This window comes from Brachybacterium phenoliresistens, assembly GCF_039530785.1.
Taxonomy (GTDB): Bacteria; Actinomycetota; Actinomycetes; order Actinomycetales; family Dermabacteraceae; genus Brachybacterium; species Brachybacterium phenoliresistens.
In genome coordinates, this window is sequence record NZ_BAAAOW010000007.1 from 14,934 (window position 1) to 36,698 (window position 21,765).

Annotated in this window: 27 protein-coding genes; 8 read left to right on the forward strand and 19 right to left on the reverse strand. The window is 75.6% G+C overall.

All coding sequences use genetic code 11. The features are described 5' to 3' along the window. Positions 1-2: 2 nt before the first annotated feature. Together ABD234_RS14085 and ABD234_RS14090 are read right to left on the reverse strand one after the other, a co-directional pair. Entirely contained in the window at positions 3-740 is a 738-nt protein-coding gene (locus ABD234_RS14085) for an ABC transporter permease (RefSeq protein WP_051487186.1), read from the reverse strand. After that, positions 737-1,633: an ABC transporter ATP-binding protein gene (locus ABD234_RS14090; protein ID WP_038374585.1), complete on the reverse strand. Its 897-nt coding sequence runs from the start codon at positions 1,631-1,633 to the stop codon at positions 737-739. The genes ABD234_RS14085 and ABD234_RS14090 overlap by 4 nt, the downstream gene beginning before the upstream one ends. 97 nt (positions 1,634-1,730) lie before the next feature. Here ABD234_RS14090 and ABD234_RS14095 point away from each other — a divergent pair, with 97 nt between their 5' ends. From ABD234_RS14095 to ABD234_RS14105, 3 genes are read left to right on the forward strand one after another with little or no spacing between them, the layout of a single operon-like run. Further along, positions 1,731-2,270 (forward strand): pyridoxamine 5'-phosphate oxidase family protein, encoded by a 540-nt coding sequence (locus ABD234_RS14095; protein ID WP_038374583.1) that lies wholly within the window; start codon positions 1,731-1,733, stop codon positions 2,268-2,270. Then, complete coding sequence (locus tag ABD234_RS14100; RefSeq protein WP_038374582.1) at positions 2,264-3,727, forward strand: amidohydrolase family protein; 1,464 nt, start codon at positions 2,264-2,266, stop codon at positions 3,725-3,727. The genes ABD234_RS14095 and ABD234_RS14100 overlap by 7 nt, the downstream gene beginning before the upstream one ends. Beyond that, positions 3,724-5,076, forward strand: a complete 1,353-nt coding sequence (locus tag ABD234_RS14105) for an MFS transporter (protein ID WP_084148684.1) — start codon at positions 3,724-3,726, stop codon at positions 5,074-5,076. Before ABD234_RS14100 ends, ABD234_RS14105 begins: the two co-directional genes overlap by 4 nt. On the opposite strand, the gene ABD234_RS14110 is transcribed toward ABD234_RS14105, so the two are convergent. Further along, positions 5,043-5,711 carry a DUF998 domain-containing protein gene (locus ABD234_RS14110; RefSeq protein WP_038374581.1) on the reverse strand — a complete coding sequence of 223 codons (669 nt, stop codon included), beginning with the start codon at positions 5,709-5,711 and terminating at the stop codon, positions 5,043-5,045. The two genes, ABD234_RS14105 and ABD234_RS14110, sit on opposite strands and share 34 nt — an antisense overlap. 120 nt (positions 5,712-5,831) lie before the next feature. Here ABD234_RS14110 and ABD234_RS14115 point away from each other — a divergent pair, with 120 nt between their 5' ends. Continuing rightward, a complete protein-coding gene (locus tag ABD234_RS14115) occupies positions 5,832-6,308 on the forward strand; it encodes a MarR family winged helix-turn-helix transcriptional regulator (protein WP_051487185.1) in 477 nt (158 codons plus the stop codon). A gap of 71 nt (positions 6,309-6,379) precedes the next feature. Here ABD234_RS14115 and ABD234_RS14120 read toward each other — a convergent pair whose 3' ends face one another. Together ABD234_RS14120 and ABD234_RS14125 are read right to left on the reverse strand one after the other, a co-directional pair. Beyond that, complete coding sequence (locus ABD234_RS14120; RefSeq protein ID WP_084148686.1) at positions 6,380-6,889, reverse strand: GNAT family N-acetyltransferase; 510 nt, start codon at positions 6,887-6,889, stop codon at positions 6,380-6,382. A gap of 44 nt (positions 6,890-6,933) precedes the next feature. After that, positions 6,934-7,488 (reverse strand): GNAT family N-acetyltransferase, encoded by a 555-nt coding sequence (locus ABD234_RS14125; RefSeq protein WP_038374579.1) that lies wholly within the window; start codon positions 7,486-7,488, stop codon positions 6,934-6,936. Between the two features lie 221 nt (positions 7,489-7,709). On the opposite strand from ABD234_RS14125, the gene ABD234_RS14130 reads away from it, so the two are divergent. The 4 genes from ABD234_RS14130 (at position 7,710) to ABD234_RS14145 (ending at position 10,885) form a co-directional block, all read left to right on the forward strand. After that, entirely contained in the window at positions 7,710-8,297 is a 588-nt protein-coding gene (locus ABD234_RS14130) for a hypothetical protein (RefSeq protein ID WP_038374578.1), read from the forward strand. Positions 8,298-8,306: 9 nt separating this feature from the next. Then, positions 8,307-8,855: a TetR/AcrR family transcriptional regulator gene (locus ABD234_RS14135; protein WP_038374576.1), complete on the forward strand. Its 549-nt coding sequence runs from the start codon at positions 8,307-8,309 to the stop codon at positions 8,853-8,855. Between the two features lie 152 nt (positions 8,856-9,007). Further along, positions 9,008-9,898 carry a serine protein kinase RIO gene (locus ABD234_RS14140; RefSeq protein ID WP_344357407.1) on the forward strand — a complete coding sequence of 297 codons (891 nt, stop codon included), beginning with the start codon at positions 9,008-9,010 and terminating at the stop codon, positions 9,896-9,898. 93 nt (positions 9,899-9,991) lie between these two features. Beyond that, positions 9,992-10,885: a nucleotidyltransferase domain-containing protein gene (locus ABD234_RS14145; protein WP_344357410.1), complete on the forward strand. Its 894-nt coding sequence runs from the start codon at positions 9,992-9,994 to the stop codon at positions 10,883-10,885. Here ABD234_RS14145 and ABD234_RS14150 read toward each other — a convergent pair. Genes ABD234_RS14150 through ureB form a run of 14 tightly spaced genes read right to left on the reverse strand, consistent with a single transcriptional unit; the run spans position 10,857 to position 21,763 of the window. Then, positions 10,857-11,603, reverse strand: coding sequence for a class I SAM-dependent methyltransferase (locus ABD234_RS14150; protein WP_344357413.1), 747 nt, complete (start codon positions 11,601-11,603; stop codon positions 10,857-10,859). The genes ABD234_RS14145 and ABD234_RS14150 overlap by 29 nt on opposite strands. Further along, complete coding sequence (locus tag ABD234_RS14155) at positions 11,596-12,321, reverse strand: VOC family protein (protein ID WP_344357416.1); 726 nt, start codon at positions 12,319-12,321, stop codon at positions 11,596-11,598. The genes ABD234_RS14150 and ABD234_RS14155 overlap by 8 nt, the downstream gene beginning before the upstream one ends. Positions 12,322-12,331: 10 nt before the next feature. Then, on the reverse strand, positions 12,332-13,147 hold the full coding sequence (locus ABD234_RS14160; protein ID WP_344357418.1) for an HAD family hydrolase: 816 nt from the start codon (positions 13,145-13,147) through the stop codon (positions 12,332-12,334). Positions 13,148-13,156: 9 nt separating this feature from the next. After that, on the reverse strand, positions 13,157-13,681 hold the full coding sequence (locus ABD234_RS14165) for a DnaJ family domain-containing protein (protein ID WP_344357421.1): 525 nt from the start codon (positions 13,679-13,681) through the stop codon (positions 13,157-13,159). Further along, complete coding sequence (locus tag ABD234_RS14170) at positions 13,678-14,136, reverse strand: SRPBCC family protein (protein ID WP_038374568.1); 459 nt, start codon at positions 14,134-14,136, stop codon at positions 13,678-13,680. Before ABD234_RS14170 ends, ABD234_RS14165 begins: the two co-directional genes overlap by 4 nt. Next, positions 14,133-14,963 (reverse strand): ABC transporter ATP-binding protein, encoded by an 831-nt coding sequence (locus ABD234_RS14175; RefSeq protein ID WP_344357425.1) that lies wholly within the window; start codon positions 14,961-14,963, stop codon positions 14,133-14,135. The genes ABD234_RS14170 and ABD234_RS14175 overlap by 4 nt, the downstream gene beginning before the upstream one ends. After that, the gene (locus tag ABD234_RS14180) at positions 14,960-15,970 is read right to left on the reverse strand and encodes an ABC transporter substrate-binding protein (RefSeq protein ID WP_344357428.1); all 1,011 of its coding nucleotides are present in this window, start codon (positions 15,968-15,970) and stop codon (positions 14,960-14,962) included. Before ABD234_RS14180 ends, ABD234_RS14175 begins: the two co-directional genes overlap by 4 nt. Before the next feature lie 29 nt (positions 15,971-15,999). Next, positions 16,000-17,076: a FecCD family ABC transporter permease gene (locus tag ABD234_RS14185; RefSeq protein ID WP_344357431.1), complete on the reverse strand. Its 1,077-nt coding sequence runs from the start codon at positions 17,074-17,076 to the stop codon at positions 16,000-16,002. Next, positions 17,073-17,417 carry an ArsR/SmtB family transcription factor gene (locus tag ABD234_RS14190; RefSeq protein WP_344357434.1) on the reverse strand — a complete coding sequence of 115 codons (345 nt, stop codon included), beginning with the start codon at positions 17,415-17,417 and terminating at the stop codon, positions 17,073-17,075. Before ABD234_RS14190 ends, ABD234_RS14185 begins: the two co-directional genes overlap by 4 nt. Next, complete coding sequence (locus tag ABD234_RS14195; RefSeq protein WP_344357436.1) at positions 17,414-18,154, reverse strand: urease accessory protein UreD; 741 nt, start codon at positions 18,152-18,154, stop codon at positions 17,414-17,416. The genes ABD234_RS14190 and ABD234_RS14195 overlap by 4 nt, the downstream gene beginning before the upstream one ends. A 26-nt stretch (positions 18,155-18,180) precedes the next feature. Next, positions 18,181-18,981, reverse strand: coding sequence for an urease accessory protein UreG (ureG, locus tag ABD234_RS14200; RefSeq protein WP_344357439.1), 801 nt, complete (start codon positions 18,979-18,981; stop codon positions 18,181-18,183). Beyond that, positions 18,974-19,726, reverse strand: coding sequence for an urease accessory UreF family protein (locus ABD234_RS14205; RefSeq protein ID WP_344357442.1), 753 nt, complete (start codon positions 19,724-19,726; stop codon positions 18,974-18,976). The genes ureG and ABD234_RS14205 overlap by 8 nt, the downstream gene beginning before the upstream one ends. A gap of 4 nt (positions 19,727-19,730) precedes the next feature. Next, positions 19,731-21,434, reverse strand: coding sequence for an urease subunit alpha (locus ABD234_RS14210; protein WP_344357445.1), 1,704 nt, complete (start codon positions 21,432-21,434; stop codon positions 19,731-19,733). Next, entirely contained in the window at positions 21,434-21,763 is a 330-nt protein-coding gene (gene ureB / locus ABD234_RS14215) for an urease subunit beta (protein WP_344357448.1), read from the reverse strand. Before ureB ends, ABD234_RS14210 begins: the two co-directional genes overlap by 1 nt. Between the last annotated feature and the right edge of the window lie 2 nt (positions 21,764-21,765).

The window sequence follows — 21,765 nt, forward strand, 5'->3', positions numbered from 1 at the left end:
GCTCATCGGCGGGAGCCGCCCCGGGACCGACGCATGCCGAGCAGCACCGTGAGCGCGAGGGCCGCCACCCAGATGCCGACCACCAGCAGGCCGATCGCCGGCGCCTGCGGGCCGCCCAGCGCCCAGGCGCCCCACCGGCTCATCCAGAACGTCGGCAGGCCCTGCCCGAGGGACTGCATCCAGCCGGGGAACATCTCCAGCGGCATCCACAGACCGCCCGCGATCGCCATCAGCATCATCACCACGACGCTGCCGGCGCTGGCGGCGCTGCCGCGCAGGAACATGCCCAGCACCAGGCCGATGAGGATGGCCGGCAGCAGCCCCGCCCACAGCACGCCGATGGCGGCGATCATGCGGCCCGGCGTCGCGTCGACGCCGGTGACGGCGCCGGTGAGGAACACGGCGACCAGGGCCGGCAGCACGATGGCGCTGGCCGCGGCCAGGGAGCCGATGAGGAAGCCGCGCGGGGTGAGCCCGGCGACCATCAGCTGGCGCAGGAAGCCGGTGCGCAGGTCCTCCTGGATCTGCGCCCCCGCGGTGACGGCGGCGCCCAGGCCTCCGTAGGCGGCCATGTTGACCATGATCCCGGCGCGGGCGGCCCCCTCCCCCATGTCCCCGAACATCATGGAGAACAGCAGGTACATGCCCACCGGCAGGGCGATCGTGAAGACGACGAAGGGCACCTGGTGCAGGGTGATGCGGATCGAGTGGTACGCGTAGGCGGCGGCGCGGGAGGTCATCGGACGGCTCCTTCGGTGAGGCGGAGGAACGCGTCCTCCAGGCTGGGCGGGCTGATCTCGATGCCGCGGGCCTGCGGGTGCTCGCGCAGCAGGGCGCGCAGGGCGGCGTCGGAGTCGGTGCAGCGGGCGAGGACGCCCTCGGCGTCGGCCACGGCCTCCGAGACGCCGGGCAGGGCGGCGACCTCGGCGGGGCTCGGGCCGACCACCCGCAGGGTGCGCCCGGAGATGCTGCGGGTGATCTCCGCGCCGGGGCCGTCGGCGATGATGCGGCCGCGGTCCAGGACCACGACGCGCTCCGCCTCGGTCTCGGCCTCCTGCAGGTAGTGGGTGGCCAGCACGATCGTCCGCCCCGCCCGGGCGACGTGGCGGATCCGCACCCAGAAGTCGCGCCGGGTCTCGACGTCCATGCCGACGGTCGGCTCGTCCAGGAGGATCACGTCAGGGTCCCCCAGCAGGGCGACCGCGAAGCGGACCCGCTGCATCTGGCCCCCGGAGAGCTTGCCGATGCGCCGGGACATGAGGTCGGCGACGTCGGCGCGCTCGGCGACCTCCTCCAGCGGCAGCGGCCGGGCGTGGAGGGAGTGCAGCAGGCGCAGCATCGAGCGCACCGTCTCCTCGGGCAGCAGCGCCCCGTTCTGCAGCATCGCGCCGATCAGCCCGCGGCTGCTGGCCTCCTGCGGGGCGAGGCCGCCGACGCGGATCTCCCCCGCGCCCGGACGCGTGATGCCCAGCAGCATCTCCATCAGGGTGGACTTGCCGGCGCCGTTGCGGCCCAGCAGGGCCAGCACCTGCCCGGCGGGCACCTCGAGGTGGACGTCGTCGACGGCGGTGATCTCGCCGAAGCGCTTGGTCACGCCGTGCACCTGCACGGCCGGGATCTGGTCTGCGGTCATGGCTCCACCCTTCCGGGGCGCGGCGGGCGGCGGAACGCCCGGGCGTCACGCCCCGCCCATGACAGCTGTCATGGTCCGCAGGTGGCAGGCTGAGCCCATGAGCACCCGCGATCTGCTGCGTTCCCTGAAGGCTCTGACCGGCACCGCCCCCGGCCCGCTGCCGGCGGATCCTCCCGCGCGCGCCGAGGACCTGTTCCTGGTCTGGCTCGAGGAGGCGATCGCCGCCGGGGTCCCCGAGCCCCACGCGATGACCCTGTCCACCCTCGGCACGGACGGGGTGCCCGATGCCCGCGTGCTGATCCTCAAGGACGTCGACGCGCGCGGGTGGGCGTTCGCCTCGACCGCCTCGAGCACGAAGGGCCTCCAGCTCGCCGCCGCGCCCGCGGCCGCCCTCACCTTCTGGTGGCCGCAGGTGGTGCGCTCGGTGCGGGTGCGCGGCCGCGTGGTGGAGGCCGATGCGGCCGAGTCCCGCGCCGATCTCGCCGCCCGCAGCGCCTCCGCCCGCGCCGAGGTCGCCGACGGCGACTGGCGGCTGTGGCGGGTGGTGCCGGACGCCGTCGAGTTCTTCCAGGGCTCGCCGGACCGCCGCCATGCCCGCCTGGTCTACGAGGCCTCCGGTAGCCTGCGACGGTGCTGATCCGGTCCCTGCGCCTCGACTCCCTCCCCCGCGACCTGCGCATCGAGGAGGGCACGATCACCGAGATCGCCCCGCGCCTCTCCGCGTGCCCCGGCGAGGAGGTCCATGACGCGGGCGGGGCCGCGGCGATCCCGGGGCTGTGGGACCAGCACGTGCACGTCGGCCAGGCCGCCCACGGCGCCACCCGGCTGGACACCTCCGGCGTCCGCAGCGCCGAGGAGTGCGCCCAGCTCGTGGCGGCGACCCTGCGGGCCGGGCATGCGGGCACGCTCGTCGGCTTCGGGCACCGGCTGGTCGGCTTCCCGCAGCCGCCGACGGTCGCCGCCCTCGACGCGGTCTCCTCCACGGTGCCGATCGTGCTGATCGGCGGGGACGCCCACCACGCCTGGATGAACACCCCGGCGCTGGCCGGCCTGGGCCTGCCGCCGCGGCGCGGGATCGTCGCCGAGGAGGAGTGGTTCGACGCCGTCGCCCACCTCGCCGACCTGCCCGGCGTCGCCGCGGGGCTCGAGGCCGGGGTGCGGCGCCTGCAGGAGGAGGCGCTGGCCCGCGGCGTCGTCGGCCTGGTCGACATGGAGTGGGCGGACAACCATGCCCTGTGGGCGCGCCGCGACCCGATGCTGCGGGTGCGGACGGCCACCTACGCCTCGGGGCTGGACGGCGTGCCCGGGCCCACGGGCACGCCGATCGGCGACTCCGGTCTGGTGAGCGTCGGCCCGCTGAAGGTGATCCTGGACGGGTCGCTGGGCTCGCGCTCGGCGTACTGCCGCCATCCCTACGGCGCGGCCGGCGGGCACGCCCACGGCCGCGGGGTCCTCAACGTCGACGCGGACGCCCTCGAGCAGCTGCTGCGCCGCGCCGCCGCGCTGGGGCTCGCCGCGGCCGTGCACGCGATCGGCGACGCCGCCGCGGGCCTCGCCCTCGCGGTCCTGGACCGCACCGGGTTCCCGCACCCGGTGCGCCTCGAGCACGCCCAGATGCTCGCCGACGCCGACATCGCGGCCCTGGCGCGGCGCGGGGCGATCGCCTCCGTCCAGCCGGCCCACCTGCTCGAGGACCGCGATGCGACCGAGGAGCTGTGGCCGGGCCAGGGCGGCGCCGCCTTCCGCTTCCGCGATCTGCTGGCCGCGGGCGTCCCCCTCGCCTTCGGCTCCGACGCCCCGGTCGCGCCGATCGACCCGTGGCTGGCCATGGCCGCCGCCGTCCATCGCAGCGCCGACGAGCGCCCCGGCTGGCACGCCGAGCAGCAGCTGAGCCCCGCCGAGGCCCTCGCCGCCTCGACCGACGGGGTGCACGAGCTGGCCGTCGGCGGACGCGGGGACCTGGTGCTCCTGGAGGAGGACCCCTTCGTCGCCTCCCCGGGCTCCGCCGAGGCCGCGCGCGAATCCGCCGACCGCCTGCGCGCCGTGCGCCCGCTGGCCACGTTCGTCGCCGGCCGCCTCGCCTTCTCGCGATGAGCCCGGCAGGCCCGGCCGACGCGGCGAGCGCTCCCCGCCCGGCGCGCGCACCCCGCCCGGCGAGCACGCTGGGCGCGGACTTCTCCCGGCTGTGGTTCGCGCGCGCCGCCTCCGATGCGGGCACCGCCATCGCCATGGGCGCGCTGCCGCTGATCGCGGTGCGCGTGCTGGACGCCTCGACGTTCCAGGTATCCCTGCTCACGGCGGTCGCCGGGGTCGCGGGGGCGCTGCTGGCCCTGCCCCTCGGTCCCGCCCTCGAGGTGCGCCGCAAGCGCCCCGTGATGATCGCGGCGGACCTGTCCCGGGCGCTGCTCCTCGCGTCGGTCCCTCTGGCGCATTCGGCCGGCGCGCTCACCTTCGCCCAGCTGCTGGTCGTCGCCGCGGGGACGGCCCTCGGCGGGATGGTCTTCGGCGGGGCGTCGACCGCGCATCTGAAGAATCTCGTGCCCCGCGAGCAGCGCACCGCGGCGCTGGGCAGGCTCGAGGCGACGTTCTGGACGCTCAGCACCCTGGGTCCGGCTCTCGGCGGCGCGATCGTGCAGCTGCTGGGGGCGACGGCGACGCTGCTCGTGCAGGCGGCCGGGCTCGTCGCCTCCGCGCTGGGGATCCGCGCGATCCGTGCGCCGGAGCCCGCCCCTCCGGCCCCCGGTCCGCCGCGGCGGTTCCTGCGCGAGGCCTCCGCCGGATTCACCGTCGCCGCAGCGCACCCCGTCCTGCGACCCCTGCTGCTGAACGCGACTCTGTTCGCGGGCTTCGTCGCCTGGACCGGCCCGCTGGAGCTGGTGCTCCTGCTCCGCGGGCTCGACCTCCCGCCCTGGCAGTACGGGCTCGCCCTCGCGCTCCCGTGCCTGGGCGGAGTCCTCGGATCCTGGTGGGCCCCGCGGGTGAGCGCACGCCTGGGACAGCTCCCCACGCTGGTCTGGTCCGGGGCCCTGCGCGGGCTTCCCGTGCTGGCCCTGCCGTTCCTCCCGGGCGGCACGCCGGGCCTGGTCCTCTACATCGTCGCGACGACGCTCATGCTCCTGGTCGCCGGCGTCTTCCGCCCGGTGTACTCCGCCCTGCGGATGGAGGCGACCGAGGACGCCGTCATGACCCGCGTGAGCACGGCCTTCAGCCTCGCCGCCCGCGGTGCCGCTCCGGCGTTCGCCCTCGCCGGCGGGCTCTGCGCGACCCTCCTCGGGGTGCGCGGCGCCCTGCTGGTCGGTGTGCTGGGGCTGATCGCCTCGGGACTCGTGCTGCCCTGGCGCGCCGGGCGGCCCCGCCCGCCGACGGAGGAGGGGCCGGGGCCGGATCCTGAGATCGATGGATGCGCAGGTCAGCAGCCGTCCGGGTGCGGCACGATCCGGTAGATGCGGATCGAGGCGAGCAGCAGCCAGGCGAGGCTCGCGACCACGGCGAGCCACAGCAGCGCGACGCCGACGGGCGAGGCGGCGAGCGCCCCTCCCAGGAGGAAGCCCAGCAGCACCACGATCCCCAGCAGCAGCGAGACGAGACCAGCCCGCGTTTCCCCGCGCCGGGAGAGCACGCGGGACAGCAGGATCGCCGCGACGGCGAAGGCCACGAACTCCACGCCTCCCGCCACCAGATGGAACATGCCGTGGACCGAGACCGCCGGCTCCTGGCCGGGCGGGAAGCCGGCGACGGGATCCGCCTCGAACACTGCCGCCAGGAGGACGCCGGCCCCCGCGACGACCACGGCCGCCCCCGGGCCTCGCCGCTCCAGGGCCCGCAGCATGCCCCAGCCCGCGACGATGATCATCGCCCCGGTGAGCAGGAAGTTCACCGTCTGCATCCACCCGCCGGGGCCGACGGCGAGGAGGCTCAGGGGATGCCGCGCAAGGTCGAAGCCGTCGCGCGTGAGCGCCAGGATCAGGCCGAGGACGAGGTAGAAGGGTCCCGCGACCGCGCCCCAGCCGAGCATGGAGCGGGTGACGGCTGCCGCCGTGTCGAATCCTGTGGTGGAGGTCGTGCCGTGCCGGGCCATGATCGTCTCCGTTCCGGTCGAGGGCCTCTCGCGGACCCTGTGGACACAGCCTAGTCTGTTCCTTCGGAAACCGAAATACCTTGCGCCGGGTCCGCAGCCGCTCCTGGGAGGATGGGCTCCATGACCGATCCCCTGCCCGACATCAACCGGGGCGGTTCTCCGTCCTGGGAGGTCAAGGACCGCTACCGCGAGGTCGAGCTGCAGCTGGCGATCTTCAGCCACCGCCTCAGCGCCCGGCTGGGAATCCGACCGGTGGACCTGCAGTGCTTCAACCTGGTCCAGCGCCACGGATCGATCAGCATCGGCGCACTGGCGCAGCTGCTGGCGCTGCGCCCCGCGACGACGACGGGGATCGTCGACCGCCTGGCCGAGGGCGGCTGGGTCGCCCGCGACCGGGACCCGGGAGATCGCCGCACGGTGCTGGTCCGCGCGCTGCCGGATCGCCTGCCCGAGCTCTTCGCGCATCTCGCTCCGCTCGGTGAGGATCTCGACGCCGCCCTGGACGGGCTCGAGGACGAGGAGCTGCAGGTGATCGCCCGATTCCTGGACCGCGCGGCCGAGGCCACCCGGAGACGCTCGGCGTCGCTCGAGGAGTGAGAGCGCGCCCCGCGCGCGGCACCCGGGCCGGGGTACGGCGCATCGGACCTGAAGGCGCAGATCCGCGCCGCTCAGACGTCGAGGCGCTCCACGGCCAGGGCCGGGTCGAGGAGCTCCGCGTCCGGAGCCGGGTCGGAGCGGAGCCGGCCGTAGGTGAGGACGTCGATGCGCTCCCCCTCCACCAGGAACTTCTCCCGCTCCCTCCCCTCCTGCACGAACCCGGCCGCGCGCGCCACCGCCCCGGAGGCAGGATTGTTCGCACGGTGCCCCAGCTCGAGCCGCTCGAGGCCCCAGCCCTCGGGCTCCGGGGCGAGGGCACGGTCGGCGACCTCGCGGGCCGCGCGGGACATCAGCCCGGCCCCGCGATGGGCGGGATGGAGCCAGTAGAAGAACCAGCCCAGGCGGTTGCCCGCATCGATGCTCACGCCGACCAGGCCGAGCAGGCGGTCCCGCGGATCGGCGATCACGGCGGTGCGCATCATCGGCCGCAGCAGGCGCTCGACGTAGGCGCGGGCGGAGTCCTCGTCCGTGACCTCGCCCTGGCGGAACATCTCCGCGGGATCGGCGGTGAAGGCGTCCATGACGGCTCGGACGTCCGCCGCATCCGCACGCAGCGGCCGCAGCCTCACGGCACGTCCGGCGCCGTGGGCACCGGCCCTCGGCCGATCCAGTACCGACGGTGCCCCTCGCGCGAGTCCTCGTACTGCCCGCCTGCGGCCTCGATGATCCGCCGGGAGGCCTCGTTGCCCTCGAGGCACGTCACGAGCACGGGGTCGAGGCCGCGCCTCTGCGCGGCGGCGAGCGTGAGGGCGAGGGCCGCCGTCGCCGCTCCCCGACGCCGGGCCGAGGGCCGGACGCTGTAGCCGATGTGCCCGCCCTGGTCGAACAGGAAGGGGTTCAGCGCATGGCGCAGGGCGATGAATCCCAGCAGCGGCCCGCCGTCCTCCCAGTCGTCCTCGACGATCCACCGGGAGGTGCAGGGCACGCGGCCCGGCAGGACGTCGGTTCCGTCCTCCTCCGCGGCACGGGCGCGCAGGTAGCCGTCGAAGTACGGCCGGTCGAGGCTGAGCGTGTCCTCCGGCCGGACGCTCGAGCCGTCCAGTCCCGTGCCTCCGTACTCGGCGAGGCAGTCCGCGAAGGCGTCGAAGCGGGTCGGGTCGGGGGCGAGGAGCCGGATCATCCCTGGAACCTACGGGACGCCCGACGACTGTCGCCACCGGATTTCGCGCTGGTCAGCGGACGATGACCTCGCGGCGTCGCACCGCCGCCCCGCGCCGTCGGGCCGGGACCGGACAGGAGCGGGCAGGGTCCTGCATCGGAGCCGTCGGCGCATCCCGCTTCCCTCCCACGCCATACGGCTGTATGGTCACACTCATACACTCGTACGAATTGGAGGTTCCGATGCTCCGCGTGCTCTCGCTGCTGGGCCTGCTGGCGCCGGTGCTGGGCGCCGTCGTCCTGATGGTGTTCCGCCGGCGCGCCCCCGGCCCCGCCGCCCTGGGCCTGATCGCCTGCGTGCTCGCCCTGCTCGCCTCGGGGGTGGGGCTGGTGGCCGAGCGCACGGCCTTCCTCGGAGGGGACCTCGAGGGCATGACCCATCGCATCGAGGCGGCGGGGCTGATCCGCCTGCTGCTCATGGGCGCGGCGGTGCTGGTCCTGCTCGGCGCGGCGGCGATGGGCCGCCACGTCTCCTCGACGTGGGTCGCGGCCGCCGTGGCAGGGCTGGTCCTCTGCCTCGCCGGCGCCGCCACCCAGCTCCTGGCCATCGATCTCGGGGCCGAGCACGAGGGGCTGACCCTGCTCGCCGCGATGCTCGTGGAGGCGGTGCGCTTCGCGCTGATCGGGGCGGGGACCCTCCTGCTGTGCCTGGGCGTGGTCACCTCCCGGCCCGCGGCGACGGGCCCTGCGGAGGAGCCGCTCGTCCTCGCCGGCAGGTCCGCCCAGCACGCCTGGCGCCTGTATCAGCAGCTCGGCGCACGCCGCCGATAGGCTCGCGGCATGTCCCGGGAATCGATCCAGCGCAGCATCGTCGAGATCGTCGCCTCGTCGGGGATCGGCGGCCTGAGCGTGCGGGCCGTGGCCGCGCGGTCCGGAGTCGCCATCGGCACGGTGCAGCACCACTTCCCCTCGCGCTCCGCGATGATCACCGCCGCGATGTCCGTGGTCGAGGAGACGGCCGGCGCCCTGGAGGCGGACCTGCCCGAGGCCCCCGCCGACCGGCTGGAGAGCCTCGTCTCCCTGCTCGTGCCCTCCTCGCCGGATTCCATCCCCGCCCGGGTGTGGCTCGCCTTCGCCGCCCAGGCCGCCGTGGACGCCGACGTCGCCGCGCAGTACCGCCGGGTCTGGGGCCGCGTGCACCGCGGGCTCGCGGAGCTGTTCGCGCAGGCGCGGCCCGAGCGCTCCTGGGCCGCGGCGCAGGACTGCGCGAGCGAGATCCTGGCTCTCGCCGACGGCCTCGCCGTCAGCGTGCTCATCGAACCCGCCCGGGTGCCGGCGGACTCCGCGCGGGAGCGGGCCCGCCGCCGCCTGCACGAGCTCCTGGCGTAATTCGCTCGCGCGAACAGCGGGAGGGTGCGTAGCCTCCCGTCATCAGCTCGCACCGAGGGAAGGAGGACCCGATGGCCGTCACCGCGCTCTCCCCTGCCGTCCTCCCTTCCGCTCGGGCCCGCTGACAGGGCCCCTCCCCCTCTGGAGACCCCATGACCTCGTCCTTCGACTGGGACACCTTCTACGCCCTCTCCCTGGCCACCGGCGACGTCGACGACCTCGACGACGACCAGCGCTGGTCCACCTGGCCGGAGACGGCCCACACCGTGGACCGCGGCCCGCAGCCCTTCCCCGACTGGATCGTGCAGCACGAGGGCGCGATCGACACCGAGCTCGGCGTGCTCAAGACCGGCAAGGAGGCCGATGCCTTCCTGCTGGAGCGGGCCCTGCCCGAGCACGAGCGCACCGGCGCCCCCGGCGAGGCCGCGCTGCTGGTCGCCAAGCGATACCGCTCCCCCGAGCACACCAGCTTCCACCGCTCCCACGAGTACACCCAGGGCCGCCGGGTGAAGGACTCCCGCGAGGCCCGCGCCATGGCCAAGGGCACCGCGTTCGGCCGGCAGGCCGCCGCCGGCCGCTGGGCGCGCGCCGAGTTCGACGTCCTCACCCGCCTGTGGAGCGCGGGCCTGGCCGTGCCCTATCCGGTGCAGATCCTCGGCACGGAGCTGCTCATGGAGTTCATCGGCACCGAGGACGGCACCGCCGCCCCGCGGCTGCAGGAGACCCGACCGGATCCGCAGACCGCCACGCACTGGGCCGAGGACCTGCGCTCCTTCGTGGTGGACCTCGCGGCGCTGGGCCTCGCCCACGGCGACCTGTCCCCGTACAACATCCTCGTGGACCCGCGCGGGGACCGGCACGACCCGGTGGTGATCGACGTGCCGCAGGTCGTGGACCTCGTCGTCAACACCTCGGGGCAGACCTTCCTGCGCCGGGACTGCGAGAACGTGTGCACCTGGCTGCGCGCGCACGGCGCCGACCCCGCCGCGGCCGATGCCGAGGAGTGGATCGCCGCCGCCCGCACCGCCCAGGAGCCCCGATGATCCTCGGCGCCGCCGTGCCCGCCGGCCGCGCAGCCCGGTGACCGCGCCGCCGCGACCGTCCTGACCCGAGACCGCCCGACCCCAGGAGGCCCCATGCTCGCCGACGACCGCATCCAGGAGATCGCCCAGGAGGTCGCGGCCGCCCCCGGGGTGCGCGCCGTCGTCCTCGGCGGGAGCCGCGCGCGCGGCACCCACCACCCCGGCTCGGACCTCGACCTGGGGCTGTACTACGACGCCGCGCACCTGGACGTCGCCGCGCTGGCCGCGATCGCGGGCCGGATCACCGGTTCCGAGGTCGAGGTCGCCGGGCCCGGGGGCTGGGGCCCCTGGGTGGACGGCGGGGCCTGGCTGCGGGTGGACGGCATGGCCGTGGACCTGATCCTCCGCGATGTGCGCCGGGTCGCGGCGCAGCGGGACCGGGCCGTCGCGGGCCGCTTCGCCTTCCATCAGCAGATGGGGCATCCGCTGGGCTTCCTCGACGTCGCCTACGCCGGGGAGGCGGCGACCTGCGTGCCGCTGGTGGATCCCGACCTGCTGGTGCCGGAGCTGCGACGGGGCCTGGACCCGTACCCGCCGGCGCTACGGTCGGCGATGATCGAGAACCTGTGGTCGGCCGAGTTCCTCGCGGCGGGGGCGGCCAAGGGCGCCGCCAAGGACGATGTCGCCTACGTGCAGATGGGCTGCGCGGCCGCGCTCATGCTGGCAGCGCACGCCTGGCATGCGGCGGCCGGCAGCTGGGCGACGAACGAGAAGGGCCTGGTGCCCTCCGTCGCCGCCCTGGATACGGGGCCCGGGGGCATCGGCCGAGGGCTCCGCGACGCGGGCCGTGCGCGGGGCGGCATCGGCCCCGTGGAGTTCTCGGCGCAGGCCGTTGCGGCCCTGGCGGCCATCGGCCCGGACCGCCTGGCACCCGCCGCCGAGCAGGTGCTCGCCCTGGTCTCGCGGACCCGGGAGGCGCTCAGTGCCGCGGGCGGTGCGCCCGGATGAGGTGGCGGGTGGAGACGTCCCGGAAGGGCTCCCCGGCCCGCATCCGGGCGTCCAGCTCCCGCAGCTGCGGCTCGTAGGCGGAGGCGGTGAAGCCGGGCACCCACCAGGGGCACTTGCGCAGGATCCAGACGATCGCGCCGACGTCGGTGTAGGTGATCCGGCAGGTCGCGGTGCGCAGCTCGTCGATGACGAGGCCGGCGGCCTCCGCCGCGGCGGCCTCGTCGCGCGGGTCGCGGCCGCGGCGCGCATCCGGCTGCGGCCCCAGGAAGTGCTCGGTGAGCCCGAAGCAGGATCCGGGGCCGACGTGCTGGGCGACGTACCTCCCGCCGGGGTGCAGCAGGCGATGGATCTCGGGGAAGTCCGGGGCGATCGGATGGCGCGAGGAGATCAGCTCGAAGCTGCGATCGTGGAGCGACCGCGTGCTCTCGACGATGCGCACTCCCCGCGGCTCGAGCCGCTCCCGGGCCCGGGCGGCGTTGGGCTCCCAGGCCTCGGTGGCGACCATGTGCGCGGGCAGCACGGGCGCCTCGTCCAGGACCTCCCCGCCGCCGGTGTCCAGGTCCAGGGCGGAGGAGACCTGCGCGAGGTGCTCGGCGAGGAGGTGGGCGTAGCCCCACGGGGGCCGCTCCTCGGTGGCCCGGCCGTCGAGGAAGGCGAAGCCCCAGCCGGTGACGTCGGCGGCCTCGGCCTCGGCGACGAGCTCCTCGAAGTCACGCATCGTAGGCCCGCAGCAGGCAGAGCTCGTTGCCGGAGGGATCGGTGAAGGTGCGCCAGGGCAGCTCGCCCCAGCCGCGGTCCGGCTCGGCGCCGCCGCGGGCGAGGATCTCCTCGGCGATCGCGTCGACGTCGTCCCCGGTCTCGAGGCGGATGTCCAGGTGCATGCGGTTCTTGGAGCCGGCGGGCTTGGGGCGGGGCTCGGGGCACATCTCCAGCAGCGGGCCGCTGCCGCTGGGGTGGCGCAGGCTGCGCGGGGCGTACCCGTCCGCATCGGCCCAGCCGGTCAGCCAGCCCCAGAACTCGGCGGCGGCGTCCGGGTCGGCGGTGTCCAGCGGCAGGCTCGCGATGGGGCCGGTGCGCACGAAGGCGTCGCGGTGCTCGAGCACGCAGAAGGGGTTGCCCTCGGCGTCGCCGAGCACGATCCACGGCGCATCCCCCTGGCCGATGTCCAGGTCGCCGGCGCCCAGGTCCCGCAGCCGCTGCGCCGTCCCGGCCTGGTCTCCCGCATCCCACAGGTCCAGGTGCAGGCGCTGCGGCTCGGTCGGGCGCTCGGGGACGCGCGGGAAGCAGAGATCGAGGTACGCGTCCCCGTCCAGGTGCAGGCGGGTCTCGAACCCCTCGGGCATGTCGGTGAGCTGCTCGGTGCCCAGGGCCGCCTGCCAGAAGCGGCCCAGCCGGCCCGGGTCCACGGCGTCGATGACGATGTTCTCGAGGTGCATGCCGGCCAGCCTAGGAGGCGGCGGGGACCTCCGCCAGGAGATTCTCCAGCGCCCCGGCGACGCCGTCCTCGTCGTGCCGGCCGCAGACGCGGTCGGCGACCGCGAGCACGTCCTCGTGGGCGTTGGCGACCGCCCAGCCGGTCCCGGCCCAGCTCAGCATGGGGATGTCGTTGGGCATGTCCCCGAAGGCCCACACCTCGGAGGCGTCGATCCCGAGCTGGCCGCACCAGGTCTCCAGCGCCCGCGCCTTGGTCATGTCCGCCGGGCCGATCTCGGCGAGCCCGCCGGTGCACGATCGCGAGAGCAGGGCGCGGTCGCCGATGATCGCGGCGACCTCCTCCAGGAACTCCTCCGCCGGGCGGTGCGGGGCCCGGGCCAGCAGCTTGCCGACGGGGGCGCCGATGTCCTGCAGCGGTCCGATGCGCTCCAGGCCGATCTCCGGGATGCCGTCCGGGGTGCCGGCGGGATAGGCGTCCTCGCGGTGGAACCCGTCGGCGAGCTCGGCGGAGAAGCTGACGCCGTCGATGGCGCGCAGGTCCGCGACCAGCTCGTGGACGAGGGCCGGCGCCATGCCGTGGGTCTCGAGGATCCGCCGGTGCGCGACGTCGTAGAGGAACGCCCCGTTGCCGCAGATGACGATGCCGTGGTCCCCGGTGATCGCCGCGAGATGGTCGACCCAGCGCGGCGGGCGGGCGGTGACGATCACGGTGCGGATCCGCGCCTGCCACAGGTCGCGCCAGGCGCGGGCGGTGCGCTCGGTGATCATCCCGTCGCGGCCCAGCAGGGTGCCGTCCAGGTCGGAGGCGACGAGACGGGGACGGGACATGGGAGAAGTCTACGATCCGAAGGGCCACCAGCGGCGGCGCCGGGGGGCGGGATCCGCCGGCTCCGGGGCGGGAGGCTCGGGCTCCCGGTGGGCCTCCCGCCAGGCGGCGACCCGCTCCTCGACCTCCACCTCGGGGGCGAGCATGCGGGCCAGCGGGTTCGCGGCGCGGTCGGCGCGGACCCGCGCGTTGAAGTCCTCGAGGTACTCGCGCACCTGCGCCTCGGTCTGCAGCGCGGCGAGGGTGTCGTCCATGCCCTCGTGCTCGCGGCGCAGCAGCACGACCACGGGCAGCAGGGCGTCGCGGTCGACGTCGTCCTCCGCCAGGCGCTGCTTGATCCACCAGTCCGGGTCGTGGGTGGAGGGCAGGGCCAGGGGCTCCCCCGCCCCGGGCAGGTCGTCGAAGTCCCCGCGGGCGATGGCCGCCTCGAGGGCGCCTTCGATCCGCTTCTGCTCCTCGGTCATGGGCGGGCCGATGCGCTCGGGGCGCGCGCCCTGCCCGCCCGGCCCGCTCCCGCCGGGCGACCCGGTGCTCATGAGCTCTCCGCGAGCGCCGTCAGCCTCTCGATCGAGGCGAGCAGGTTCGCCTCGGTGGTGCCGCGGGCGCGCTCCAGGCGGGCCGGGTCCTCGAGCTGCGTCCAGTCGTAGGTGTGCTCGACCCGGGTGCGGCCGTTCCCCAGGTCGGTCAGGCGCCAGCGCCACAGGTGGCCGGGCTCCCAGCCGTCGGGCGCGGGCTTCCAGGCGATCAGGCGGCCCTCCTCGAACTCGACGACGTGGTTCTCGCGCAGGGTGCCCTTGGTGAGGGTGACGAAGAAGGAATCGCCCACCGCGCGCACGCGCTGGCCCTCCTCGGCGGAGCCGAGGTTGTCGTTGCCGTCCCAGCGGGGCTGCTGGGCGGGGTCGGCGATGAGCTCGAAGATCTCGGCGGCGGGGGCGGCGACCTCGCCGGAGGCGGTGACGACGCGGTTCTCGGTGGGGGCGGATTCGCTCATGGCCCCATCGTGCCACTGCGGGCGACCCCGCGGGCAGGGCCGGGAGCGGGACCGGGCCGGGCTCCGTCGGCCGGGCCGCGGAACAGCAGCTGGGGCACGCCGTCCTCGGCGCGGCGCAGCTCGGCGTCGGTCCCGTAGATGCCGCCCACCAGCCCGGGCCGGAGCACCTCGTCCGGGGCGCCGTGGGCGCGCACCCGCCCGTCCACCAGCAGCGCCACCTCGTCGCAGTAGCGGGCGGCGAGGTTCAGGTCGTGCAGCACGAGGACCGTCGTCAGCCCCAGGTCCCGCACGATCCGCAGGACCGCGTGCTGGGATCCGATGTCCAGGTGGTTGGTCGGCTCGTCCATCAGCAGCACCTGGCCCTGCTGGACGACGGCGCGGGCGATGAGCACCCGCTGGCGCTCCCCTCCGGAGAGCTCGGCGACGGGGCGCTGCGCCAGGTGCAGGGCGCCGACCTGCTCGAGCGCCCGGGCCGCGAGGTCCAGGTCCTCCTCGTGCAGGCGCTGCAGGGGCCCGCGGTGCGGGATGCGGCCCAGCAGGGCGACCTCGGCGACCGTCATCGGCAGCTCCCCGCTGTCGTCCTGCGCGACGACGGCCACCCGCCGGGCCCGCTCCCGCGGGGCGAGGCGGGAGAGGTCCTGCCCGTCGAGCTGCACGGTGCCCGCCTGCGGGGCGATCGCGCCGTACAGGCAGCGCAGCAGGGTCGTCTTGCCGCTGCCGTTGGGCCCGATGAGGCCGAGCACCCTCCCGGGGGCGACGTCGAGGTCGACGTCGTGGAGCACGCGCCGGGCGCCGTAGGCGTGGCTCAGGCCGCGGGCGCGGATCATGCGGGCAGCCCTTCGCGCAGGTCGAGGATCCTCGTGAGCCCGTCGACGATCAGCGGGGAGGCGGGCTCGGTGAAGTTGAACAGCATCGGCAGCACGGCGCCGGCGGCGAGGGCGGCCAGCGCGTCCAGGCCCGCGACGGCGCGGACCTCGTCGATCACGGCGGCGTCCTCCTGCCCCTGGTGCAGCAGGATCAGCACGTCCGGGTCCGCCGCGAGCAGGGCCTCCGCCCCGACCTCGAAGACCCTCTCGGCCGATGCCGCGAACACGTTGTCCAGCCCGGCCGCCGCGAGCTGCGGCGTCGCCATGGAGGCGGCGCCGTAGGCGTACAGCGGGCCGCCTCCCACGGACGGGTACAGCACCGCCGCGGTGCGCCGGGGCAGCGCCGCGGCGCGCTCGCGGGCGTCGGCGATGCGGGCGGAGAGCTGCTCCCAGACCTCCGCAGCCCGGCCCGGCCGGTCGAAGATCTCCCCGTACACGGAGATCTGGGCCCCGAGGTCGTCGAGCGAGGCGGGCTCGCCGGCGGTGCAGTACGCCTCGGGGATGAGCACCTGCGCGCCCGCGTCGGCGAGGCCCTCGCGGGTGAGGCCGTCGGGCAGCCCGAGCACGAGGTCGGGGCTCTGGGCGATGACCATCTCCGCGGAGATCATGAGATGGCCGGAGGCGTCGATGTCCTCCGAGAGCGCGGGGATCTCCGCGATCCGCGCCGCGAGGTCCGGGGCGTAGTAGCCGGCGGGGAAGGACCCGGCGCGGCCGATCACGGCGGGCAGCACGCCGAGCGCGTCGAGGATCGTCACCGAGGCGCTCTCGAGCAGCAGCACCCGCTGCGGGATCGCGGGCACGAGCAGCTCGGCCTCGCAGTTGGCGATCTGCCGCGGGTAGACGGTCGCGCCCTCCCCCGCGGGCGCTGCGCCCGGCGTCCCCGCGGTGCCGGCGGCGCGTCCGCAGGCGCTCAGCGCCGGGGCGGCGAGGAGGGCGGGGGCGAACAGGGCGAGGGTGCGGCGTCGCATGGACGGTCCTTCCGGGGCGGGGTCGCACGTCACCGGGCGAGGTGGCGGCGGACGAGGGCGAGCAGGAACGGGGCGCCGATGATCGCGGTGATCACGCCGATGGGCAGCTCCCGCGGCTGCAGGACGACGCGGGAGAGGACATCGGCCCAGAGCAGGAATAGGGCGCCGAGCAGTGCGGCGGCGGGCACGAGCCGGGCGTGCGCGGCGCCGACGAGGCGGCGGGCCAGGTGCGGGACGACCAGGCCCACGAAGCCGATGCTGCCGCTCGCGGCGACGGACGCGGCCGTGCACAGCGATACGCCGATCAGCAGCGCGATCCGGGCCCGGGCGGCGTCGATGCCCAGCGCCGTGGCGGTCTCGTCCCCGGCGCCGAGGGCGTCCAGGACGCCGGAGCAGGCGGTGAGGGCGAGGCTCGCCCCGGCCACGGCCACGGCGACGACCAGCAGGAACGCGTCCCATCGGGCGAGCGCGAGGGAGCCGAGCATCCAGAACATCACCGAGCGGGATCCCTCGGCGGAGTCCGAGGAGAAGATCATCAGGTTGGTCACGGCGCTCAGCGCGTACCCGACGGCGACCCCGGCGATGAGCAGCCGCAGCGAGGTGACCACCCCGCCGGCCCGGGAGATCGCCAGCACCAGCAGCGCCGATCCGAGGGCCCCGGCGAAGGCGAGCACGGACTGGGCGTACTGGCCCAGCACCGCGGAGCCGGCGCCGAGCAGGATCGCGGCGGCCGCGCCGGTGGACGCGCCCCCGGACACGCCGAGCACGTACGGATCGGCCAGCAGGTTGCGCACCATCGCCTGCAGGGCCGCGCCGCTCACGGCGAGCCCGGCGCCGACCGCGGCGCCCAGCAGCACCCGCGGCACGCGCACGTCCCAGACGATCGAGTCCTGCGCTGGCGACCAGGTCACCGGGACGGGGAGGCCCAGGTGGTGCAGGACGACGGCGAGGACGGTGCCGGGGGCGATCACCAGCGGGCCGATGCCCACGCAGACGATCGCGCTGAGGACCAGCAGGAGGGCGAGGGCGAGGATCCGGCCGCCGGCGGCGCGCGAGCGGGCGCGCACCCCGAGCGGATCGGCCCGGGGCGTCAGCAGCGCGGTCACGGGGCAGGGTCGCGGGAGGCCGCGGGGCCGCCGGGCCGCGCCCCGACCCGGTGGAGGATCTCGTGGGCGAGGGGGTCCTGCAGGTGGTAGCGGACCTCGCGTCCGCGGCGCTCGGCCCGGACCCAGCCGGACTCGCGCAGCACCGCCAGGGCGTGGGAGGTGGTGGATCCGTTGGCGCGGATCGCGGCGGCGATGTCCGTGCTGCGGATGCCCGGGTGCGCGTCGATGCAGAAGAGGATCCGCAGGCGGCGCGGGTCGGAGAGGATCGACAGGCGGGCGGCGAGCGACTCGGCGTCGGGCAGCTCCTCCAGCAGGGCGCGGGCGGCGGCGATGTCGCTCATGCGGCGACCTCCTGCGACCACGCCGCCCAGACGGGGGCGACGGCGCTGTCGTGGGTGGCGCGGCCGCGGCTGCGCGCGAGCGCTCCGGGGCGGGCGAGCTCGAGGACGGTGACGCCCGCGGGGGCATCGGCCCCTGCCCGCCCGCCGGGACCCACGCCGCCGCCGGGACCCGCGCCGCCGCCGGCATCCGTCCCGGCCCCGGCCGCGGGGCCGGGGCGCAGTCCTGCCACCAGCACGGTGTCCAGCACGCTCGCGTCCCCGAGGATCCCGGGCCGCGGCGCGAGGCCGTCGAGGGCCAGGTCCTCGACGAGCACGGGCACGCCGTCCTCCTGGTGGACCTGCAGCAGGGTGCGCAGCCTCCCGCCCTGCTCGCCGGTGCGGCCCAGCACGAGGGTCTCGCGCAGGCACAGCGCCGCGCCGGCGCCGAGCACCACCTCGGTGCGGCGCCGCACATCGGCGCCCTCGGCGACGACGAAGGGATGCGACTCCCACACCAGGCGGGCCCCCTCCCCCAGCGCGATCCGCACGTCGAAGCGGCTGGCCTCCCCGCGGGACGGGTAGGCGACGGTCCCGCCGATGTCCTCCAGGCGCAGCGTGCAGCCCGCCTCGACGGCGATCTCCACCGAGATCTCGTCCCCGCCGATGAGCAGCGCCCCGCCGGCGACGAGCGCCACGTGCGCGCGGTGCCCGCGGCGGGAGACCAGTCGGGGCTGCAGCAGCCCCGGCCGGGTGCGCACGCCCCGAGGGTGCGCGAGGACGCTGATCACGCCCCGCTCCCGGCGGGCACGGGCTCGTGCGGATGGTCGTGGTCGTGCGGATGGTCGTGACCGTGGGCGTGGTCGTGGGACGCGCCGTGGGAGTGGTCGTGCTCCTCGTCCTCGGCGTGGAAGTGCGGAGCCATCGGGCCCGGGTCCTGAGGCTCGTGGGCGCCGTCGCGGTGGGCGGCGAGGAGCCCCAGCAGCCAGCTGCGCAGCGCGGCGACGGACGCGGCGTCGCTGCGGGACAGGGCGAGGACGGGGGCGCCCTCGCGCGCGGACTCGGCATCGGCCACCATCTGCGCGACGTCCACGCCGACATAGGGGGCGAGGTCGGTCTTGTTGACCACGAGCAGGTCGGCGCGGGCGATGCCGGGGCCGCCCTTGCGGGCCACGTCGCCGCCGCCGGCGACGTCGAGGACGAAGATCTGCGCGTCCACGAGGGCCGGGGAGAAGGTCGCGGTGAGGTTGTCCCCGCCGGACTCGACGAGCACCAGGTCCAGCGGCGAGAACTCCTCCTCCATCTCCTCGACGGCGGCGAGGTTGGCGGTGACGTCGTCGCGGATCGCGGTGTGGGGGCAGGCCCCGGTCTCGACGGCGCGGATCCGCGCCGGGTCGAGCACCCCGGCGGAGCGCAGGAAGCGCGCGTCCTCGTCGGTGTAGATGTCGTTGGTGATCACGCCGATCTCGATCTCCGCGGCGAGGGCCCGGCAGAGGGTCGCGATGAGCGAGCTCTTCCCGGTGCCGACGGGGCCGGCGACGCCGAGGCGCAGCGAGCGGTGGGGGTGGGTGTGCGGGGTATCAGGCACGGAACAGCCTCCTGGGGAGCACGGACTGGGCGGTGGCCCACTCCTCGATCTGCGGGGCGCCGGCGGCGGGGATCGCCGCCGGCGAGGTCAGGCGGGACAGCTCGGGGACGCTCGGCTCGAGCGCGGCGCAGGCCTCGAGCACCAGGCCCGCCGCGGCCAGCGGATCGCCCGGTTCGAGCTTGAGCAGGGCCGAGGCGACGGTCTGCGCGTCGTCGTAGGCGACCAGGCGCACCAGGTCGACGGCGGTGAGGCCCGCGTGCGCGGCGATGGCCCCGAGGACCACGGGCCGCGGCAGGTGCGGCCCCCTTCCGGCGCGGGCGGGGAAGGCCTCGGGCCACACGGTGCGGGCCAGGCGGGCCAGCCCGTCGCCGAGCGCGATCCCGATCTCCCGCTGCGGACGCGCCGGGGTGCGGGCCTCCCAGGCCCGGGCGACCTCCGCGAGCGCCGCCGCCCCGAGGCCGTCCCCACCAGGGCCGTCCCCACCGGGGCCGTCCTCACCGGGCGCGCCGGTGCCGCGGGCCGCGCGTGCGAGGGCCGCCGCCTGCCGGGCGACGACCGAGGTCCCGGCCTCGACCTGCACGATCGTGGCCATGCGGGCGCGCATGTAGGCGCCGACCTGCTCCCGGGGCAGGCCGTCGAGCAGCGCCGCCTCGAGGGCGCCGGAGACCACGTGCGCGCCCACGGGCAGGCGGGAGTCCGCCAGCAGCATGGCCAGCGAGACGGAGGGGACGGCGGTCGGGGGCATCGGCTCAGAACATCTGGTACAGCTGGGCCAGCGGCAGGCGGGCGGCGGGGGCGGGCTCGACGTTCTCGCCGTCGATGGAGATCTCGAAGGTGTCGGGGCGGATGTCGATGCGCGGCAGGGTGTCGTTGTTGCGCATGTCGGCCTTGGTCACCGCCCGGGTGGGGGCGACCGGGAGCAGCTCCCGCTGCAGCCCCAGCTGCTCGCGCAGCCCGGCGTCCACGGCGGCGGGGGCCACGAAGGAGACGGAGGTCCGCGCGCCGATCGCGTCGCCGAAGGCGGGCCGCATGAGCACGGGCTGCGGAGTCGGGATGGAGGCGTTCGGGTCCCCGAGCGCCGCCCAGGCGATGGTGCCGCCCTTGATCACGAGGTCCGGCCGCACCCCGAAGAAGCGGGGGTCCCAGAGCACCAGGTCGGCCATCTTCCCGGCCTCGACCGAGCCCAGGTGCGCGTCGACGCCGTGGGCGACCGCCGGGTTGATGGTGTACTTCGCGACGTAGCGGCGGGCCCGCTCGTTGTCCGCCGGGAGGCTCTCGCCGAGATCGCCGATGCGGTGCTTCATGACGTGGGCGACCTGCCAGGTGCGGGTGATCACCTCGCCGATCCGGCCCATGGCCTGCGCGTCCGAGCTGGTGATGGACAGCGCCCCCATGTCGTGCAGGAGATCCTCCGCGGCGATGGTGCTGGCGCGGATCCGGGACTCGGCGAAGGCGAGGTCCTCCGGCACGGCGGGGTTGAGGTGGTGGCAGACCATGAGCATGTCGAGGTGCTCGGCGACGGTGTTCACGGTGTGCGGGAGCGTCGGGTTGGTCGAGCCGGGGATGATGTGCGCGAGCGCGGCGATGGACAGGATGTCCGGGGCGTGGCCACCGCCGGCGCCCTCCACGTGGAAGGCGTGGATGCTGCGCCCGCCGATCGCGTCGATGGTCGACTCCACGAATCCGGCCTCGTTCAGGGAGTCCGAGTGCAGGGCGACCTGCAGCCCGTGCTCCTCGGCCGCGCGCAGGGCGGCGTCGATGGCCGCGGGCGTGGACCCCCAGTCCTCGTGGACCTTGTACCCGGCCGCGCCGCCGAGCGCCTGCTCGGCCAGGCCCTGCGCGCTGACCGTGTTGCCCTTGCCCAGCAGCAGCACGTTCATCGGCACGTTGTCCAGGGCCTGCAGGATCCGGCCCAGGTGCCAGGCGCCGGGGGTGACGGTAGTGGCCTTGGAGCCCTCGGAGGGCCCGGTGCCGCCGCCGGCGATGGTGGTGATGCCGGTGGCCAGGGCCTCGTGCAGCGGGGACGGCGAGAGCAGGTGGACGTGGGAGTCGAAGCCGCCGGCGGTGAGGATCCGCCCCTCCCCCGAGATCACGTCGGTCGAGGGGCCGATGCGCAGGTCCGGGTGCACCCCGTCGGCCACGTCGGGATTGCCCGCCCGGCCCAGCGCCACGATGCGGCCCTCGCGCAGGCCGACGTCGGCCCGGACGATGCCCCACCAGTCGAGCACGATGGCGTTGGTGATGACGGTGTCGGGGGCGCCGCCCTCGCGGGTGGTCACGCCCTGGGCCATCGACTCGCGGATCGACTTGCCGCCGCCGAAGACGGCCTCCTCCCCGCCGAAGGTCAGGTCCTGCTCGATCTCGATCCACAGGTCGGTGTCGCCCAGGCGCACCTGGTCCCCGGTGGTGGGCCCGTACAGCGCGGCGTAGCGCTCGGCGTCCAGGCGCGCCATCAGGCCTGGTCCTTCCCGCGCTGGATGCCGGGGACGCGGCGGGCGCCGGCGAGCGCGACCACGTCGACGCGGCGGGAGGCGCCCGGCTCGAAGCGCACCGAGGTGCCGGAGGGGACGTCGAGGCGGAAGCCGGTGGCGGCCTCGCGGTCCATGGCCAGCGCCGGGTTGGCATCGGCCAGATGCAGGTGGGAGCCGATCTGCACGGGACGGTCGCCGGTGTTCTCGAGGACCAGGCTGCCGCGGTCGGCGGGGTCCTCGCGCTCGTTGAGCACACGGGTGCCGGGGCGGACCCGGATCGCGCCGGGGCCCTCTGTGCGGATTCCTGCCACGG

Bases quoted from the DNA above. Each gene is read 5' to 3' on its own strand.
- ABD234_RS14085 (WP_051487186.1), bottom strand. From the start codon at position 740: ATGACCTCCCGCGCCGCCGCCTACGCGTACCACTCGATCCGCATCACC.
- ABD234_RS14090 (WP_038374585.1), bottom strand. From the start codon at position 1,633: ATGACCGCAGACCAGATCCCGGCCGTGCAGGTGCACGGCGTGACCAAG.
- ABD234_RS14095 (WP_038374583.1), top strand. From the start codon at position 1,731: ATGAGCACCCGCGATCTGCTGCGTTCCCTGAAGGCTCTGACCGGCACC.
- ABD234_RS14105 (WP_084148684.1), top strand. From the start codon at position 3,724: ATGAGCCCGGCAGGCCCGGCCGACGCGGCGAGCGCTCCCCGCCCGGCG.
- ABD234_RS14110 (WP_038374581.1), bottom strand. From the start codon at position 5,711: ATGGCCCGGCACGGCACGACCTCCACCACAGGATTCGACACGGCGGCA.
- ABD234_RS14115 (WP_051487185.1), top strand. From the start codon at position 5,832: ATGACCGATCCCCTGCCCGACATCAACCGGGGCGGTTCTCCGTCCTGG.
- ABD234_RS14120 (WP_084148686.1), bottom strand. From the start codon at position 6,889: ATGGACGCCTTCACCGCCGATCCCGCGGAGATGTTCCGCCAGGGCGAG.
- ABD234_RS14125 (WP_038374579.1), bottom strand. From the start codon at position 7,488: ATGATCCGGCTCCTCGCCCCCGACCCGACCCGCTTCGACGCCTTCGCG.
- ABD234_RS14130 (WP_038374578.1), top strand. From the start codon at position 7,710: ATGCTCCGCGTGCTCTCGCTGCTGGGCCTGCTGGCGCCGGTGCTGGGC.
- ABD234_RS14135 (WP_038374576.1), top strand. From the start codon at position 8,307: ATGTCCCGGGAATCGATCCAGCGCAGCATCGTCGAGATCGTCGCCTCG.
- ABD234_RS14140 (WP_344357407.1), top strand. From the start codon at position 9,008: ATGACCTCGTCCTTCGACTGGGACACCTTCTACGCCCTCTCCCTGGCC.
- ABD234_RS14145 (WP_344357410.1), top strand. From the start codon at position 9,992: ATGCTCGCCGACGACCGCATCCAGGAGATCGCCCAGGAGGTCGCGGCC.
- ABD234_RS14150 (WP_344357413.1), bottom strand. From the start codon at position 11,603: ATGCGTGACTTCGAGGAGCTCGTCGCCGAGGCCGAGGCCGCCGACGTC.
- ABD234_RS14155 (WP_344357416.1), bottom strand. From the start codon at position 12,321: ATGCACCTCGAGAACATCGTCATCGACGCCGTGGACCCGGGCCGGCTG.
- ABD234_RS14160 (WP_344357418.1), bottom strand. From the start codon at position 13,147: ATGTCCCGTCCCCGTCTCGTCGCCTCCGACCTGGACGGCACCCTGCTG.
- ABD234_RS14165 (WP_344357421.1), bottom strand. From the start codon at position 13,681: ATGAGCACCGGGTCGCCCGGCGGGAGCGGGCCGGGCGGGCAGGGCGCG.
- ABD234_RS14170 (WP_038374568.1), bottom strand. From the start codon at position 14,136: ATGAGCGAATCCGCCCCCACCGAGAACCGCGTCGTCACCGCCTCCGGC.
- ABD234_RS14175 (WP_344357425.1), bottom strand. From the start codon at position 14,963: ATGATCCGCGCCCGCGGCCTGAGCCACGCCTACGGCGCCCGGCGCGTG.
- ABD234_RS14180 (WP_344357428.1), bottom strand. From the start codon at position 15,970: ATGCGACGCCGCACCCTCGCCCTGTTCGCCCCCGCCCTCCTCGCCGCC.
- ABD234_RS14190 (WP_344357434.1), bottom strand. From the start codon at position 17,417: ATGAGCGACATCGCCGCCGCCCGCGCCCTGCTGGAGGAGCTGCCCGAC.
- ABD234_RS14205 (WP_344357442.1), bottom strand. From the start codon at position 19,726: ATGCCCCCGACCGCCGTCCCCTCCGTCTCGCTGGCCATGCTGCTGGCG.
- ABD234_RS14210 (WP_344357445.1), bottom strand. From the start codon at position 21,434: ATGGCGCGCCTGGACGCCGAGCGCTACGCCGCGCTGTACGGGCCCACC.